The organism is Pseudomonas marginalis (assembly GCF_024169655.1).
GTDB classification, from domain to species: domain Bacteria; phylum Pseudomonadota; class Gammaproteobacteria; order Pseudomonadales; family Pseudomonadaceae; genus Aquipseudomonas; species Aquipseudomonas paraveronii.
Map to the genome: position 1 here is coordinate 4,161,159 of NZ_JALJWV010000001.1, position 17,909 is coordinate 4,179,067.

Annotated in this window: 10 protein-coding genes; 7 read left to right on the plus strand and 3 right to left on the minus strand. The window is 55.4% G+C overall.

What is annotated here, in order from left to right; genetic code table 11:
* Positions 1 to 323: 323 nt before the first annotated feature.
* Positions 324 to 653 carry a hypothetical protein gene (locus J2Y83_RS18945; RefSeq protein WP_253397477.1) on the plus strand — a complete coding sequence of 110 codons (330 nt, stop codon included), beginning with the start codon at positions 324 to 326 and terminating at the stop codon, positions 651 to 653.
* A 138-nt stretch (positions 654 to 791) separates the two neighbouring features.
* The gene (locus J2Y83_RS18950) at positions 792 to 1,754 is read left to right on the plus strand and encodes an ArdC family protein (protein WP_253397478.1); all 963 of its coding nucleotides are present in this window, start codon (positions 792 to 794) and stop codon (positions 1,752 to 1,754) included.
* 137 nt (positions 1,755 to 1,891) lie between these two features.
* Here the strand turns inward: J2Y83_RS18950 and J2Y83_RS18955 are convergent, their stop codons facing one another.
* Positions 1,892 to 2,089 carry a DUF7740 domain-containing protein gene (locus J2Y83_RS18955; protein ID WP_253397479.1) on the minus strand — a complete coding sequence of 66 codons (198 nt, stop codon included), beginning with the start codon at positions 2,087 to 2,089 and terminating at the stop codon, positions 1,892 to 1,894.
* Between the two features lie 222 nt (positions 2,090 to 2,311).
* On the opposite strand from J2Y83_RS18955, the gene mobH reads away from it, so the two are divergent.
* The 5 genes from mobH to J2Y83_RS18980 all read left to right on the plus strand — a co-directional run bounded on the left by mobH (position 2,312) and on the right by J2Y83_RS18980 (position 11,250).
* Positions 2,312 to 4,033, plus strand: a complete 1,722-nt coding sequence (gene mobH, locus J2Y83_RS18960) for a MobH family relaxase (protein WP_253397480.1) — start codon at positions 2,312 to 2,314, stop codon at positions 4,031 to 4,033.
* Positions 4,034 to 4,777: 744 nt separating this feature from the next.
* Positions 4,778 to 7,186, plus strand: a complete 2,409-nt coding sequence (locus J2Y83_RS18965) for an ABC-three component system protein (protein WP_253397482.1) — start codon at positions 4,778 to 4,780, stop codon at positions 7,184 to 7,186.
* Positions 7,176 to 7,745 carry a hypothetical protein gene (locus tag J2Y83_RS18970; protein WP_253397484.1) on the plus strand — a complete coding sequence of 190 codons (570 nt, stop codon included), beginning with the start codon at positions 7,176 to 7,178 and terminating at the stop codon, positions 7,743 to 7,745. The genes J2Y83_RS18965 and J2Y83_RS18970 overlap by 11 nt, the downstream gene beginning before the upstream one ends.
* Complete coding sequence (locus J2Y83_RS18975) at positions 7,738 to 10,500, plus strand: AAA family ATPase (RefSeq protein ID WP_253397486.1); 2,763 nt, start codon at positions 7,738 to 7,740, stop codon at positions 10,498 to 10,500. Before J2Y83_RS18970 ends, J2Y83_RS18975 begins: the two co-directional genes overlap by 8 nt.
* Positions 10,501 to 10,626: 126 nt before the next feature.
* The gene (locus J2Y83_RS18980) at positions 10,627 to 11,250 is read left to right on the plus strand and encodes a hypothetical protein (protein ID WP_253397488.1); all 624 of its coding nucleotides are present in this window, start codon (positions 10,627 to 10,629) and stop codon (positions 11,248 to 11,250) included.
* A gap of 176 nt (positions 11,251 to 11,426) precedes the next feature.
* Here the strand turns inward: J2Y83_RS18980 and J2Y83_RS18985 are convergent, their stop codons facing one another.
* Positions 11,427 to 15,479 carry a hypothetical protein gene (locus J2Y83_RS18985; protein WP_253397490.1) on the minus strand — a complete coding sequence of 1,351 codons (4,053 nt, stop codon included), beginning with the start codon at positions 15,477 to 15,479 and terminating at the stop codon, positions 11,427 to 11,429.
* Complete coding sequence (locus tag J2Y83_RS18990) at positions 15,466 to 17,634, minus strand: hypothetical protein (protein ID WP_253397491.1); 2,169 nt, start codon at positions 17,632 to 17,634, stop codon at positions 15,466 to 15,468. Before J2Y83_RS18990 ends, J2Y83_RS18985 begins: the two co-directional genes overlap by 14 nt.
* Positions 17,635 to 17,909: the final 275 nt, after the last annotated feature.

Consider the following 17,909-nt stretch of genomic DNA (forward strand, 5'->3'; position numbering starts at 1 on the left):
CGTCAAACGCCGTCGTTTATCCGATTGATATTCGTAAATGACTTGGCTAAACCCAAGGTACGGATCGCTGTTATCGACAGCACCTTCCCAGGTAGCCAGAGCCTTCAAGGCTACGTCACTTCGGTGATGGTTCTCCCCAAGTGCGATGAGCGTTCGGTAGCTCGCACGGTGACCGTTTCTACGGTGATGAACGCCTACTGCTCTCCTGAGCGCCTTCCGAGCTCTGCTCGTCAGGCAAACTTTCTTGTTTTTCTTCAACCCATCGCGGGGAAATTCTTTCCCCCACGGGACAGGTTTCTTCGCGCTTTCAACGGAGGCACACCATGCCCGACTCACTTACACCGAAAGCACTGAGCCCCCTTCGGTTGCCCATCGTGTTCACGCCTGGCGCTTGGCAACGCGCAGTACAGCTCGAGCGTTCCGATCACGCTGGGAAGCTGCAGGTCAATCGGCTGAGCCACGTATTGCGCGCAGCCTTCGAAGCCCACCGGGCCTCTCCACACGAGCCCTATGTGCTGTTCGAGGTAGTCCACATCGCGTCACCGGGTCATCCACGCCATGACCCGGTGCTGCAAATGAGCCTCAGCCTGCTCCAAGAGCCGGACCAGCCTGACGCCTTGCTGATAGCGCTTGCAGGAGAGCACCAGCGCTGAGTGCATACGACCGTACTCGGCGCTCAGATCCACATTCGGACGGCCTGCAAGACCTGCATCAATCCTGCACATCACCCAACCGGGGGAACCCTCCCCGACGGGCAAGGCGTTCCTCCGTTTTCTCTCGAGGAAAATGCCATGCGCGATATCTACCAAGACGTGACTGAGAAGATCGTTACCGCTTTGGACCAAGGCGTAGCCCCCTGGATCAAACCCTGGACCTCAACCGACTCGGTTTACGCTGGTCGTCATCAACCCTACCCCATCAACGCCATCACGCGGCGTCCGTATTCAGGCATCAACTTACCGTTACTCTGGGCCGAGGCGAGGTTGCAGGGATTCACTCAAGATCGTTGGCTGACCTTCAACCAAGCCAAAAAGGCCGGTGGGCACATCCGTAAGGGTGAGCACAGCACCCTGGCGGTGCTCTACAAGCCGATGGAGCGCGAGGAACAGAGCGAGTCAGGCCAACCCGTACTCGATGAAAACGGTCAGCCCAAGGTCGCTCACTTTGGCATTCTCAGGACGCATTTTCTGTTCAACATCGAGCAAACGGAGGGGCTCGAAACGTTCAACGAAACCTTGCTCGAAGCGGACCCGACCGATCCCTTCCTGGCCAACAGTGCTGCGGAAAATCTGCTGTTAAGTTCGGGTGCACACATCGTTCATCGGCCTGCCGACGAAGCCTTTTACCACCCGGTCAGGGATCTCATCCAACTGCCGACAAAAGCGCAATTCCACGATGAAGGCGGGTACTACGCCACCGCACTGCACGAGCTGACGCACTGGACCGGGCATCACGCTCGGTTGCAGCGCGAGGGGGTGACGTCAGCCTGTCCGTTCAGCTCGCCAGGCTATGCCTTTGAGGAGTTGATCGCCGAGATGGGCGCTGCGTTTTTATGTGCTTACGCCGGCATTCAGGGAGAGCTGAGGCACGAGGGCTATATCGATTCCTGGCTCAGCCTGCTCAAGGCTGACAAGCGCGCGATCTTTCGTGCCAGTGGCCAGGCCCGAAGCGCCTCGGAGTATGTACTCAACCTGGAGCAGCAACTGAAGCAAGCGGTCTTGGATGACTCACGATGCATGAACGATGGAGCTTGATCGTTACCTCACCGCTGCAAACGCTTCACAGGGCCCAACGCGAGTTGAGCCCTTTTTTCTGTTTCCAGAAAACAGACGGAATCATACGGCGGACCCCTCACGCAAAGAACAAGAGAGGGGCGCACACCCGCAGCCTGTCATTCCGCATCCAGGTTCTGCGCCAGTAAATCCACCAGCTCGAGCGGACTCCGGCTGTCGATCACCTTGTAGATCAGATCGCGTTTACTGCGCGGTAACTTCTTGACCACGCTCTTCGCCGAGGCCCTGACGGCTTCGTCGGTCCCATGGATACGTGCCGCGAGCAGCAGCACGAGCGTGGCGTCAGTGAGGTTCATGGCAAGGCCCAAAAAATATGCACCGCAGTGTACCGGCTCTTTTCTTTGCCGTACTAGCCTCCAGCAAAACGATGTCTAGCAAAATCAATATCCCAATTGCCGCACAAAGGGACACGGGCCAAAAGGACGGGTAAGGGTTGGAAGGGAATGGGCACTCAAGGGTAAGAGCGCTATCCGAAAAGGCTAAAAGGCCACTGACCCAGCCACTTCCCGGAGGTCACGATGCTCAGTCTGTTTCGCCACAAAAGGCAGAAGCCCCCTCCGCCACCGACCGTCAACGTAGCCGAAGGTTACCTGTCCATCGAGTCAGCCCATACCCTCTTAGCAGTGGAGCACCGCCGTCAGTTGCTCGATCGCATCTGGCAATACACCGCCCTCTCCCACGTCCAATTCACCCAGCTCTACTTAAATCCGATCCATCGCTACGCCGAACAGGTCCAGCAACTCCCGGCCAGCGAGACGCACCACCATGCGTATCTCGGTGGCATGCTCGACCATGGCCTGGAGCTGGTCGCTTGCAGTTTGAAACTGCGTCAGTCGTATCTGCTTCCCACCGGCGCCGCGCCCGAAGACCAAGCCGCCCAGACCGATGCCTGGTCGGCTGGCATCGCCTATGGCGCGCTGCTGCATGACATCGGCAAGATCGCCGTGGACCTGCAGGTCGAACGCCAGGATGGCCGTCCTTGGCACCCCTGGCACGGCCCACTGGATCAGCCCTACCGTTTTCGCTACCTCAAAGGTCGCGACTATCACCTGCACGGCGCCGCCGCTGGCTTGCTCTACCCCCAGATTCTCGACCGTCCTATCCTGAACTGGCTCAGTGGATTTCCGTCACTGTGGGCCAGCCTGCTGTATGTCCTGGCGGGCCAGTACGAGCGCGCCGGTGTGCTGGGCGAATTGGTGATGCAGGCCGACCGCGTCTCCACTGCGCAGAACATCGGTGGCAACCCGAACAAGGCACTGCAGGCCCCGATCCATTCGTTGCAACATCACTTGATCAGCGGACTGCGTCACCTGGTTCAGCACGAGCTGAAACTCAACCAGCCGGGAGCCGCGGGTTGGCTGACCCAGGACGCACTGTGGCTGGTCAGTAAGACAGTCACGGATAAGCTACGGGCCTATCTGCTGTCGCAGTCGATAGAAGGCATTCCCTCATCCAATATCGCCGTGTTCGATGAACTACAGTCGCATGGGCTGGTCGAGTCCACGCCAGAAGGCAAAGCCATCTGGACCGCTCTTGTCGCGCAGAGGGACTGGCAGCAGACCTTTACCTTTCTGCGCCTTCAACCGGCGTTGATCTGGGGGAACGAAAACCGGCCTGAGGCTTTCAGCGGAACGGTGAGCGTGGCAGTCGATGACCTCCCGACTGACGCTCCGGTATCACCACCGCCGAAGGCGGTCAGTACAAGGTCAACTCAAAGCCAATCGCAGCCCGATCCAATGACTATGGAAGATGCGGACTACTTAGGATCGTTGCTGGATATGTTCGAGGTAGAGAAGCCTGAGGCCTGCGATGCACCGTCCGCAATTGCTCTCAAAATCTCAAACCCTCCTGTGAATAACCCTGGTCAGGTTTTCCTGAATTGGGTTAGGGAAGGCATCCAGAGCCACAAGCTGATCATCAATGACAGCAACGCGAAAATCCACACGGTGGGTGGCAGCGTATTTCTGGTAACACCTGGCCTTTTTCAACGCTATGCGCAGGAGTTTCCTGGTATCTCTCAGGGCGCCTGTCAAGAGATCGAAGAATGGCGTTGGGTGCAGAAGCAGTTTGAGAAACTGAAGGTCCACAGAAAACGTGACGATGGCTTGAACATATGGATCTGTCAGGTCGAAGGTCCTCGGAAGAAAGCAAATCTCAAAGGTTATTTGCTCGAGACTCCGGCGTTGTTGTTCAACATTGTGCCTGCCGACAATCCTTTTCTTAAAATCGTCAATGCTTAAATTTCCATAGCAGCCTATTGGATCCTACGACATTCTGTATCGCGAGTACTTGCCAGCCTTGTCCACTCCACTCAGTCCTATCACGATCAATAACGGCCTTGGTGGCCTCATACTTTTTTCAATTCGATCCTTTAGCCACAACTGTACCTGCTTTCGAACTCTCACATCCTCCGAGTCGTCATGCACCGCAACCGCTCATGCCCCTGGCTGTAGGGAAACCGACACTGCTGCCATTCACCTTGAACACTTGTCCAACCCGGAGAGCGGCTGTGATAAGCCTCTGAATTTCGATAGGCGTGTTTGCCGTTCGCTTACAGAAAGCGTGCCTTGCTAACAGCGCCCTCCCCCGAAACCTTACTGTTCAACATTTCCGATGCTTGTCGAGCAGTACCTAACGTCACTCGATCACCACCTCGGGTCGGCTAGCACTAGAAAGCGTTACGCAGTGGGTAGTGGAAGATAAGTCCTGCTACGGTAAAGTCCGAACGTCGCCAATCGAAGCTTAGCAATGTTGGCCACGCCCTCTTCGTCTGGACATTCTAGCTACTCATCCCCGCACGGCTTATGATGATGGCAGCTTGGCATTGCCCCGCTCCGTTCTCGGAGCGCTTCGGAGCTACGCGCCTTTTCTAACCACGGATGGATCCTAGGCTCCGCGCTTCGCGAAATAGTCCTCAGGCCTCTCGTCCGCCAAGAAAGTACGCTTTCCGCACAATGTCAGTCTCTCAATGCTAGGAGCAAAAATTGGCTGAAGACGCAGTGTCATTCATCACCTCAGAGGACGAAGCAGAGGTTCGAGAGGATAGAACTCAAGCTCCCGAGCTCTTCGCCCTCGATTCTGGCCAACTACCTTTCGAACGAATGGGAGATGCTCATTTTGAGCTTTTGGTCGCAGATGTCTTTCGCGCAGAGCTGCAAGCTGACTCTGAAGACTGGTACGACACCGTCAGTCGCTTGAATGACGGGGCCGACCAAGGACGAGACGTCATCTTGTTCAACGAAGGCAGTCCCGTTGGAGTAATTCAGTGTAAGCGCTTGAAGAAAACTCTTGAGCTCGATGCGCTTATTTATGAGATCTGTAAATTCTTTCTATACGCTCACATCAGACCACAAATCTCCTCTACGCCAGGAACTGCCTTTAGATATTACGTAGCAGTAGCAGACGGTGTCAGCGCCAAGCTTTTTGAATTTATGCAAGGAACAGGTCAAGCGCGCTTCGATGATTTGCGTGCGACTTTTCAGACGAAATGCGGCACCGTGCGTACTAAATCAGAAACTCTAAAAAAACACCCTTTACTCAAAAACCTAACAAAACCCCAGCTATGCAATATCGTCTGGCAGTGGATACCTCATTTGCAGACTAGGGTGTTGAAAAAAGACAGCCTTTCAAGCTTGGTGGCTAAACACTCAATAGTAAAACGTACCTACTTCCAACTCGAATCGGACAGTACTGCGATCATCGAAAGCATTCGCGACTACCTAGTATCTCAAGGTGGGGCACTTTCAGGGGCTGACGAGCCTTACCTAAAAAAGATCCGTACAGAATACATTGATCGGGAGCTGCGTGAGGGCGATCAACTCAATATTGGACTTATCCAAGGTAAGGATTTAATTCCTTTTCTACAGGCCATGCTTGCTCCAGAAGTGGGGATGTTTGAGCAAAGTTTTGGTAACCGCCCCGTAGTGCTCGCGGCAGGTTCTGCAGGCGCTGCTCCTGGACAATGGAGTGACATAAATACGCTTGTAGAAGCCTACCCAAATCCTCTCGTATTAGTAGTCGGATGCGGAGAGGTCACCGGGGCTATACTGATCGGATGGACAGCAACCGATGGAATGTCCTCCATTGACCCTTCTTGGAAGCCGGCACCCGCTCAAAAATTCAGGGCGGGATGGTGCTGGGTAACCGACCCTGCTGAAGGGCTAATCAACTGCTATGTTCTGGTGGAAAATGAACCCAATAACCCTGACTTTGATCGAGGTAACATTTCTCTGAGGCTTGCTTTCAAGGATCTTATCGTCTGGCCTACCTTGGGAAATGATTTCACTAATTCACTCCAGAATAAAAACTCTCAACTGCGGAGAATCATCGCGAGCCAAGCTGATGATCGGCAACGCCGGCACAATCTAATCTTGACCTCTCAGCACATCACAGACCTCAAGGGTATCGCGAAATCTCTGCCGGACTACTACGCAAGACGGTTGACCTCTTCGGTTGTGGTTGCGGCCGCCAACAGCGGGCAGCTGCGAAATTGTTCGATGAAAATTCACAGCGCAACCGGGATATTTCCAGCCGCAGACCGAGCGCAAAGTACCCGCTCAAGCCTACCTGGAATACAGCCTCCAAGCCGTGTCATGCGCAGAAGCACCAGTGGTGGAATGATGCTCACATTGACATGGGATGCTAATGGGTCTCTGGAGCGTGTGAAGGGCCTTAGACTGCAAGGTGGTGTAGTCCAAGATGACTTGGAACCAGCTGCACTCGAGTTCCACGAACTCTTCGACCGTCATCCACCCGACGCCTATTATCTTGATGTGGTAAAGGAAGAACTCAAGCGGCTTAACACACTTGTGCAAGCAGGAAGCATTAAAGACTCACAGGACTTTACATATCAGACCAGGTACGGAGTGAAGCCAGATAACGATTTTACGTTAGACGAAATGGCCTCCTCAGGAAAATATGTGATGAGAGCGGTGAAAGCACTGAGCTACCTCAAGTCTCACAAAGACTCTGTCTGGATCACAGAACCAGGCACGAAAGGCCACCTCCAATTCAGCAACGCAGAAGGTGAGTACAACGTCCTTGCGTGGGCAAATGACGACTTCGGCGTGAGGGATATGGCTAACGATCTCTATCGATGGGCCAGAGGTACTGCAAACCATCCACAACTAGTTGTGTTCGCGAACGGAATTGGTCGTGTTGAGGATACAAAGCCTGGCGAATCTACCGATGATGAGGAAACCAGTCGAGAGCGCTTCGACATTTCAGACCCACCGCACAGAAAAGACTCCATCACCGATGTTGCAATGGTGAATAAGGTGTACTTCTTCGCTCTCGACGGGATCGAGTCGATGTACGACAAGGCAAAGGCTATTCCCGCTGAAGATTTTATGGACGACATATCTAATCGCAGGAAAACACTAGATGCTCAGTGACCTGATTACGCTCTTGGATGAGCGAGCAACCCAGGCCGGCTTCACTTCCCCCGAGAAGGGTGTTTTGGAGTTTACAGGCGACCCTCACTGGCCGGGCCCTCCCCCTACGACTCAAGTGAAATATTGGTCGACTACTTTTGCCTCAGTGCTGCTTGTACACATCGACGGCGCTACCGCAGAGGAAGCCTGGAGAGAAACGAAGCATGCTGAAGCGTTTCTCGACGCCGGACTCCTGCGGCTGGAAAAAAAGGGTTCCGTCGTGGATGGCTACCTGGTTTTAGCGCTGGCGCAATCGAATGAAGAGCTCAAGCAATTCATTACTGACGTCGAGAAAGATACGAGGTTCGTCAGGAAGCACGTCGTGTACCAGGACGCCGAAGGCTGGCAACGGTGCCAACGTATCACCCCGCTTGGATTGGCAGAGCCGTATGAACAGGCTGACTACCCGCAATTCGTGCCTGAAAATGAAGAGATGGCTGACCTGCTGGCAACCCTATCAACGTCAAAAGGAAAGGAACTCGCTCGCAATCATGGAAAGAAGTGGGATTTGAATGAATAACTTACCTATTAAATTCATTTCGGTAGAGATCCAGAATTTTCGAGGCGTGCGAGATGTTCTACGAATCCCACTGAGCGCACCGCTGACGATCATTCACGCAGCTAACGGCACCGGTAAAAGCACCATATGCTATGCGTTGGAATGGTTGCTAACGAATAAAGTGAACGATCTTCCAACTACCACTGATTTTTCGTGCCATTGGGGATCTGGCGACACATTCGTAAGCGCTGAATGCGAGATCAACGGCGAACCGTATCAATTAGAACGGCTAAAGGGTAAAGCTTGGATCAAAAAACAGGGCGATCGCAAAAAGAAACCCATCAAAGACGCTAATCTGCTGGAGATGCTCACCCCCGGCTCAATTTCGGGTGGTAGCGCCCAAGCCACGACCAAAGCCCGCCGTGACTGGCTACGCAACTGCAGATGGCTATACGCAAACTCCCTGGCCCTTCTGGTAGATAACAGCGAGTCGGCGCTCCGACAGCAGATATTTGCGGACATATTGGGATTGGGCCACCTTGCGAGCACACTTAGCAATCTGAAGGAATACCGGACTGAGCTACCCAAAACTCAAGGTCTGGAGACAAAACTGCAGGGGCTTTCGACCGAAATTAATGCACTTGAAGCAAGGCTTTCTGAAAGCCAACACGGGCACGACCAAGTGTCTATCAAGCTGAACGAGGTGCTAGCAGGTTTTCCAGGCACTCAGTTAACGGGAAATCTTCTAAACGATTTCAAAATTATTCAAATGAAGGTGGCCGGGCTGCTGCAGACTGCTAAGCACCAGAAGAACATACTGAGTTTGTTACTGGAGGGATGGGCAGAATACGAATCAGGTCTTCAGCAGCTCGGAATCAACCGGGACTTGCTCAGAGAGCTTACCGAGACCACCACGAAATTGAACAATGAGCACCGCCAGCTATCTGAGCAGCTCGCTGCCCTCAATACACGAATGGGCCAAGCAAAAATCAGTATTGACTGGGCACGAAAAAATACTGAGATTCTCGATCGCTGGGACGCCATCATTGCGAATCCCGTCTTCATCCAGCAGTTCCCTCAACCCGATATTTCCTTCGATCGTCTGCAGCAAAGCTTCGTTGAACATGGCTGGGATGCAGACCGGCAAACGCGATGGCGGAATGCCCTTGAATACTTGATCAGCAACAAGAACACCCTGCTGGATCTCCTACAACGTAAAGAAGATCTGCTGCGCAGCCCTGTCTTACCCCCAGCGAATTTCGTTCAGATATCAAAATCAGCAGATGAGGCGAAGCAAGCGAGAATTAAAGCTCAAGCCGAATTCGACGCTTTATCGAACGTGATAGAACGCCTGAGATCGCTCGGACATGAAGCGGTGAATTCCCTTACGAGCGGCCATTGCCCCCTATGCAGCCATGACTGGAAATCAGCTGACGCATTGCGCCAGCGTCTCACTTACGCTGCTACGACGCCAGAGCTGCAGGCTGCAAAAGAAAAACTAGATATTGCTCAGGCGACCGAGAAGTTCTGCGACTTGTCATTACAAACCGCTAGCCAACAGCAATCTGCAGCTGAGAATTACTCTGGCCAGCTTAAGTCTGCAAACGATAAATTGAAGTCATTTGACGAAAAAACAAGCTATCTAGCTACCATGAACAAAGCTGAGTTTTCAGGTTCTGACGTCAGCAGTTTTGAACACCTACTCACCCGCATCAAAATCGCGATCGACACAAAAATAATCGCTGAAGCCATGCCAAGGGTTGATGAGTTCTTCAAGTTGCCATCCCCTGCCAACGCGAGAGATGGGGTATCCGCTGCGAGAAAGGCGCTGATCGGTTACACCCAGCATTTCGAGCAACAGCTTAGGTCAGATAATGCAGAGCAGCCGATTCTAACCCGCTCCGTGAACGAGAAGCTCCAAAACATTCAAGCTAAAACCCAAGAATCTCACCAGGTCAATGCCAGGATCGCGGCGGCTTCTCAAATAGTGAATCGTTTCCAAAGCCAGTGGAACGAAGTCAACAGTGGTCTCCCAATCTCTGTGGAATTGCACTCCGCCACACAAACGCGCGTGGACGAAGAACTCGCGAGGGCGAAAGGCTATGAGCTTGAGATTAGCGAATGCAAAATTTTCCTGAGTGTCGATGAAGACTCTGAAAAATTGATGAAGCTTCTGAAAGAAAAACAGGTGGTGACAGAAAAGCTCAATGCGGGCCAAAGCCACATAACAGCGGCAGACAGCGCGATCGGCCTGTACAGCAATCATGTTCGTGACGCGACCGTTTCTAGCCTATCCCCGCTCCTGGGCCCGGCGACTGAACTGTTCTCTCGGATGCACGCAAACGAGGTGTATCACAAGCTGAGCGTTTCTGGGGACGATTTGAACTGGATGGTACTCGCTGAGGGTCACGACACACCGTTGGAAGCTCAAGAAAAATTGAGCCAAGGACAGCGGCAAGACCTGGCGCTATCTCTATACCTTGCCAGGGCAAAAAGTACCGGTGGCAGTTTCCTGTTGGATGAACCGATCGCTCACCTGGATGACCTGAACCGAGTGGCCATGCTGGATATTTTCAGGCTCGCCGCGACATCAATGCCAAACATGAACTTGATCCTTACGACCGCAAGCGACAGTTTAGCCCGACACCTGATGCAGAAATTTTCGAGCGTTTCGGATAAGCAGCTATTGAACACAATCTATCTGGAAGGAAATCCGAGAACGGGTGTGAAAGCGTCAGTGAATGGGGTTCCAACCGATACAGCGGCACCTGTCTAGAACTGGGAGAATCCACTGGGCCGGGAGATTGAGCATCTCCAGACTCAGAGGCCGAAGCTGATCCCTCCCGTGAAAAAAAATGAAACCACATGGTTGACCTTACGATGTAACTCCAGGAAATCAAAAATGGGTCGAGGCAAAGAGTTCTTTCGAGGAATGACGAAAACCCGGCTGAAGGAGGCGATTCGGGAGGAAATCGCGGCAGTTGATTTCGGACAGGAATTTGAGTCCGCCCTCATTGCCGACCTCATACTCCAGAAGCATTACCACTGCGCGGCGCAAAGCCTTCGCCCAAGTCTCTTTCGAAAACTACACCGGCCCGGAGCGGCTTACGACTTCCAAGGCTACTTTCCAGACCATGGCTGGCACGGGGTCTCATGGACGCAATGCATTGAACCTCGAGACGAAATGGCCTGGTTGGATCGCGCACTCCGGGATGCTGCGCACCCCATAATTTCGAGCTATAGGGCGATGCATCCAATATGCGAACGGTGCGGGAACCACCCGTCAACGGAAGTTGACCACGTTCTTCCCGAGTTCAACATTATGGTCACTCAGATTATTCAAACGCTCAGCCTCTCCCAGGTCGAGGAGATATTTTCTCGCTTCGACTGGCTGGACAAAGAGCCATTCTCTCTTCCGCCAGGACACGCTGCTTTGCAGCTCATCGATGAGGCTCATCAGACTGCAATACTCCAAGCTGTATGCAAACCCTGCCATATGCTCAACGCGAATGAGCGGCGGCGCTGAGCGATTCGGAGACTGGGGATGAAACCAAGCTGGCTACTTCCTCATGAGTAATCCTCAGCAATTGGACTTGCTGGCACACAAGCCCGCTTATGAAGGTGTCTACGAAACCCGGGGCGATTCAGACTTCAGGTGAGCGATCAGCTAGCGGGCTTGTGCTTGCCCGTTCCCTGCGCTGGTCAAGGTACGACAATGCGATCTCCAAGCCGCTTTCGGACGGCTTCTCTCAACTGGACTTTGCCGAGATCGTCGAGAATAGAGGCTGAAAGAGGTTCGGAAGCCTTCAACAATTGACGTCCGGGATGATCCGGTTCAAGCAGATCGAGGATTCGATCGGCAGTCGTACGATCACGCCTGGCCATAGCGTTGGCGCCAACCAGCAGCAGAGCGCGTCGCTTGTTCGAGTTAGCGACCCGCTCAAAGAGTTTAAGGGCAATTTCCTCGGAAGCATGGGCGCCGACGAGTTGAGCCGCTGACGCGGCAAGGATTGGCGGCGTACTCAGCAGAAACGCGGATGTCAGATGCTCGACAATGCTAGGGTCTACGGAATCGGCGTCGGCCAGGGCATCAATGGCGTCGAGGCGTATCCAACGGGCTTCCGGAATATTGACGAGGTTCGATATTTTCTGCTGGATTCTCGCGCTGCAGCAATTCGCTGCGACGATCAGGGCATTTCGGCTAAGCGCGCGGTCGACCGTTGTGGCGGCAAGATCGAGCAGAGTATTCCCGATTGTATCGGATAAGGGACCGTTCACTGCAAGGGCAACGACCGCCTCTTGCGCAATATCAAAGCTCTCGGGTTCATCGTAGTGCGGTTCGGCGCTCGACCAAGTGTCATGTATCAGAAACAACAGCGTTTTGAGGTGATCCGGGTGCGGCCGTTCTGCAAGCAGGGCGACTAGGGCGCGGCGAACGCGGCTTCCAGGATCGGATGCCATTGCGAGGATTGTAGGCGGCAAGGGGTCCGGGAATGTCGGCGCCAGATGAAACAGCGCCGTACGGCGTGCATCGGCGCGCTGGTGGCAAAGCGCAGCCTCAACAAGGACGGTATCGCCAATCGCAATCGCCGCCTCGGTCGCACTGACGGCATGTTCTGTGCGGCTGGCAAGGGTCAGCCACTGGATGATCGCTGGCGAGGCGTCGCCACTGCTTTCGATGATGACCGGCACGACAAGGTCGAGCGCATCCGCATCGAGCTGCGAGGCACAAGCCGTCAGGAATAATAGCGTCTGACCGTTGACCTTGCGAGCTTTCCGTTTCCTGGTCGGGAACGCTTTGTAGATTTCCTTTAGTTCCCTTGGAAGCGCGCCTGTAATCAGACTTAGTGTAGCCGCGTGGCTGTCTTTCCCGAGTTGCCGGCGGGCGCGCTGCATGGCAGTTAGCAGGGTGACTTGTCGATCAGGCTGTCCACTATTCACCTGGAATGCGGCGACCAGGGATTTTGGTGCGACTTTCAAAGCTGTGAGCGCAAGCTCGTCACACAGATCCACCTCAGAGGGGACTGAGCTGATCCGCGCCGTAAGCGTAGGCTCCAGCGCTGTGCGCCAGTGCTCTCGCGCTGCCGCCCAGACATATGGCTCCTCATCCATACCCTTGCCCGCTACGAGAATGGCTCGAAGCTCGCTTTCACCCACCGGTCCGGGGGAGGTTAAGAGCGCCTGTGCCCAGGCACGGACCAACTCCGCTACGCGCGGATGGTTGGCAAGGAGCAGCCAGCGACCCTCTACGCGAAGCTGGCGGATGTAGGCGTCGATGAAGACGCCGGATGTGTAACCGTCGCCTTCATGGTTCGACTGCGCGGCCTCTTCAGCGGCATGGTCCCGCTCGCCATCCTCAATTGCACGCCATTCCTCTAGGCCACTCTTAGCGTGTTGACGGTGGATGCTCGCGAGGTCATCCAACGCAGCCTGCACTATCCTCTCGAACCCTGCTAGATCGCGCACGGCGCCAGCCGCGACGGCGTTGGCGTTAAGCTCGAAGCCGTGGCCAACCATCTCGTGCGCGGCGTCGAGATAGGCGGCGGTCAGGTTGGGTGCGAAGCGATCGAGCCGCTTGGCGAAGTCTGCTCCGTAGTCCCCTCGGTCGAAGCCAAGCTCCTCACGAATAAATCGGGCGGCGACTTTGGCCGCGATGGGGCTCGCGGACACAGTGTCGTACCAGGCATCGTCAAAGACCGGCGGCTGCCAGTTATGGGTGAAGAAGGAAGCCCCCCGCTGTGTACCTTTCAACAGCCATCGCGCCACGCGGCTTGGTATCGAGGCATCGCTACCTACCTCGGACGCCAGCTCCAGCAATGGTGCGAACTTGGATTCGGGGTCCATGAGGCTTTCGTCCAGCCAGGCATCGATCGCTTCCTGGCTGTCGGAGTCAATTGCGAAGGCTTGGTCAACGTCCTGTCGGCCAGCGAACGTGCGAGCAACTTCATAAACTCGGGCTGCCGTTTCCATGCCCCAGCTGCGGTGCGTTGACGGCAGCTGAACGAGCGCGGAGATCAGGGTCTCGATCGCAAACTCGCTCTGCCCCCAGCAGCCCCTTGCGAAGGCCTCAAAGCCTTGGCGGACGCTCGGATGAGCGAAGGCGATCGTGCGGGCCGGCTGCCGCAGATGGCGGGCCGCGACCATACGGTCTACGAGGCGATCCAAGCCATCGCCTAGCGCTCGATCAAGTCCACGTAGCGTGCGTTGAAGAGAGTGAAGTCGGGCGCGGTCGAACTGGCCGCGCGCCACCAGCAGCGCCCAAACGATGGCTGAGGTTCCGCAAGTGTCGATGGATGATAGAGCTCTGACGACGACACCTTCCACCGCATCGCGCTGCGCCAACTCGAGCAGCCGGCGAAAGAAGATATGGTCTTCTTCCCCGGCATCGGGGCCGGTTTGCATGTGGGCGAAATACAGCTCTATCTCGAGCGGCGTCCCAAGCTTGTCTAGCACCTCATTGCGAAACGCGTACGCCTTGGTTTGCAGAGCGGCCGGTAGCTGATCCATGCGATTGTCATGAATGTCGCGGAGTTGGCCATCCCGATACTGGCCGGCATCCAACTCGACCGACCACGTATTGAGACTCACCCCGACTTTGGCGCTCTGCATCATGTCGCTGCGGGACGTGATGACGAACTGGTGATCCAGCGTGGCCTTGGCGAGCAGGCGCGGCAGCTGCTCGGTCCATGCTTCGCTGCCCCCGCGTAGGCTAAATTGGCCCCACGGATCATCGACATAGAAGAGTGTCGATCCTTTGTTAACGACCTTACGCACGTTGGTCGGCGAATCGTCCGCGCCGATGGTAACGACTTCCAGCGCACCATCGCGCCGTCGCGCGATATCGCATAGTTTGAGCGCCGCTTGCGTCTTGCCCGTACCTGAAGGGCCCATAATCACGACTGCATTCTTGTCGTTTAGGATTCTGAGCATCTCATCGAAGTTCGCAGGCGCCACGAAATGCTCGAGGCTGGCAGAGCTGGCCAGGAACCCGCCGTGCGTCCTTACCGTCGCGAGAAGATCGTCGCTCGTCCATAGACCGGGCGTGCTGCCTCGGGTCCTCCGCTTGGCTTCGAGACGCAGCTTTGCGATCAGATTTTGCTGCTCGACCTTCGGGACATGCAGCAGGTCCGACATCAGTTCCCGGATATCTGATGCGAGCTGCTTTTCGGTAAGCTTGCCCCAGATCGCGACGCGGCCTTCGGGCGAAGCTTTCAGTGTGGAATGAAGGCTCGGAGGGAAGCTTGCCTTGTCGGATACCTCTTCGAAGCCTTCGACCAGCAGGTTACGCGCGACCCCCTTGACGTCGGCATTGGTCACGAGCAGATAGCGGGTGCTCGGATCGTCGAGATGATGCAGTGCTTTTCGGCGCCCACCTTTTTTGTCGGAGCCGTGCTTGAGCAGACCCTCGAAATCCTCAATCGACCAAGGCTCGCCGTTGTCCATTTTGATCTGGATGACAAGCTTATATCCGCCAGAGACAATCGCACTGGGTTGTACGCATCCTGGCACGTTGGGCTCCAGATCCGCCTCCAGATCTTCCTCGTTTGCCGGTTCCAGCACCAGGCGCGTAGCCGCTTTGGAAATGAGGAGGAGTTGCAGGGCTGCGAGGATCGAGACGTCGAGCTGATAGTCGAAGCCGGCTTGAGCGGCGGCCCCGCCCCGCAGGGGACGCCTTGCTTCCGCGCTATCGGAGAAGGATGTGTCCGACGCGTCGGAGTGCGATTGCTTGATGTCTCGACGATTATTTGTCGACATCGTCGAACACCGAGCGCTTTGTCACGACGGGGGTGGAAGGCGGAGCTTCCTCCTTCTTTTGCGTCACGATGTGCGTCCAATCCGCTTCGTCTTCGGAGCCTTCATCATGCTGGCGCTTGCGCTCTTCAAGCGTCTCGACTGAGCGTTTCACGTGATCGCGCGCGTTGTCGATCAAAGCCGTGGCGTCCGCGTCGACACCAGTCGTCTCAATGCGATCAAGCACGCCGAGAAGCTTTTTAAAGTGGTTGTCAGGCTCTTCGTCCAAGTCAGCGTCGGCGGCGATCTCATCGATCCTCTCTTCGAGCGAAGGCAGCACAGTTGTCCGCAGCGCTAAGCCCACACCGATAAGCCTTAGCGGCGGTATGACCGCTAGCATCTGTGGCTCGTCGAAGAAGGAGACGTCGAGACCGTTGAGCACGGCTGATTCCAGCCTGTCGGCTACCTCAGAGCGAAGATCGTTAGGCAAGACGCTGAGGTGATGAGCACGTGCATAGGTGGCGATCTGGGGATCGTTGCTAGTGAGATCAGATTGCCAGCATGGCCGTCGAAGTAGATTGGGAAATTGCTCGACGGCTTTGACGAACACGGCCTCGCTCGAACGATAGGAAAGGAAGTGGAACAGCATCCAATTGCGGTGTAATTCGTCGGGCGTGTGGCCAAGTCGTGCGACCAGAGCGTCGTCGAGCGTTGTCTGGATGACAAGCGCATCTCGAATGAGCGGCGAGCCTTCGCACGTGAAGCTGCTAAGAATGGTGTCGATAGTCGCGCCTCGTATGAGCGCCGCCATCATATGGGGCTTCTGGCGCAGAATCTCCGTTAGGGCGTCGGAGATCGTCGGATGGGCGAAGGTCCATTTTGATCCGGAAAGCTTCAGGAACGAGCCTTTCAGCTCAGCGAAACAATCCTGAATCTTAGTGAGAGTGTACCCAGTCAGCTCAGCGACAGCCTGTGCGGCCGAAGCGTCATGATCGCTAGGATCGAATCCGGCCTGATGGACATACACGAGGATGAGCGCGGCCTGCAGCTGATCATCTAAGGCGTTGACGGTATCAATCAGATGCTCTGTCGGCTCCTCCATAAAGCGTACGAGTGAGCTTTCGCGGGGCGCTAGGCCCTTGGTGAAGTTTGGGTCGCCGAGACGTTCGGCGATCCCAGGGAGAAAATCGCGAACCGCAGCGACAGCGGCTAGATGCGGTTTGATGCTCGATCGCCAGCTCTGGCTCTGCTCACCGAAATTTACATGATTATAGAGAATTTGCGTCTTCTCTTCGAACGTCAACTCGCCAACATCCACCACGGCGCTGCCGTCTACGAATTGGGCAAGGTTGCGCTGCCCGAGCCGGCGCCGCGCCGCTTCATAGATATGTTTTCGGGAAGTTAGAAGAAATCGATTGCCATGCTTGATCGCGGCCCGCAGCTTGGAGAAGGCAGACGTCCAGTCCTGCACATAGTCGTCGCGTAGCACATTGGAGCCGAAGGCATCGTCGATCCAGAAGAAGCGCCCCGGATCATTAGGATTCCAACCGGCCTCAAAGTCGCGTGGGCTGGTCAGAGCAAGTACGGTGTTGTCTGGATTTTCCGACGCTATGGTCGACACGATGGCGCCAATCGCCGATTTACCGCTAGAAGGATTACCGAGTAGCAGCACTACGCCGTGCTCAGAGATCGCGTTGACCGCATCGCGATGAGCCTGGGTAGGCACATAGGTGCGAAGCTTTGGAATCCAGCTGTCAAGCAATGCCCGGCTCTGCTCGCTGAGCCGCTCATCTACGATCGAGGTGAGGTCGCCTAGGCCGTAGACCTGCGGAACGAGGGCCCGGAGGCGCGCGCTGCTCCTGATAACACGGACGATATACTGGCGACCGAGAATGTGCGGCTTACGCACGCCAAGCGCGCGGAGTTTGGCACGCATTGCGGCTGCGATGGGCGCATCTACGCTCATGTTCGTCATGAAGACATAGGTTTCTGCTTGGCCGGCTTTGACCAGTTCCTCGACATGAGCGATCTCGGCGGTGAGATCACTGAGCTTCAACGCCTTTGCGGCATCGGACGTATGCTTGCATTGCACGGTTCCGATCAACAGGGCGTCGTTTTCTGCAGAAATGAGGAAGACCGCGTCCTGACCGCCGTCTTGAGCTTCGCGGAAGATTTCCACGGGCCGGCCGAGCACGACCTCGCATACTTGCGAGCATAGATCCTGAAACGCGCGCCAGCCGATGGTATGGAGCGCTAGATCGCTCCAAGGGCCGTTTGCTCTCCGTTCGGGCAGCACAGAAGCCTCGATTAGCACACCTTAGTCCTTCGTGCAGTGGCAACAACACGTAGAACGCCGACCGGTGTAGGATGGATTTCCGCGTCTGAGACGTCCCAATTTGCATCCAAATCAAGACGGTATTTGTCGAAGCAGCGCTTTGCCACCTCTCTAGCTGA

Bases quoted from the DNA above. Each gene is read 5' to 3' on its own strand.
- J2Y83_RS18945 (WP_253397477.1), top strand. From the start codon at position 324: ATGCCCGACTCACTTACACCGAAAGCACTGAGCCCCCTTCGGTTGCCC.
- J2Y83_RS18950 (WP_253397478.1), top strand. From the start codon at position 792: ATGCGCGATATCTACCAAGACGTGACTGAGAAGATCGTTACCGCTTTG.
- J2Y83_RS18955 (WP_253397479.1), bottom strand. From the start codon at position 2,089: ATGAACCTCACTGACGCCACGCTCGTGCTGCTGCTCGCGGCACGTATC.
- mobH (WP_253397480.1), top strand. From the start codon at position 2,312: ATGCTCAGTCTGTTTCGCCACAAAAGGCAGAAGCCCCCTCCGCCACCG.
- J2Y83_RS18970 (WP_253397484.1), top strand. From the start codon at position 7,176: ATGCTCAGTGACCTGATTACGCTCTTGGATGAGCGAGCAACCCAGGCC.
- J2Y83_RS18975 (WP_253397486.1), top strand. From the start codon at position 7,738: ATGAATAACTTACCTATTAAATTCATTTCGGTAGAGATCCAGAATTTT.
- J2Y83_RS18980 (WP_253397488.1), top strand. From the start codon at position 10,627: ATGGGTCGAGGCAAAGAGTTCTTTCGAGGAATGACGAAAACCCGGCTG.
- J2Y83_RS18985 (WP_253397490.1), bottom strand. From the start codon at position 15,479: ATGTCGACAAATAATCGTCGAGACATCAAGCAATCGCACTCCGACGCG.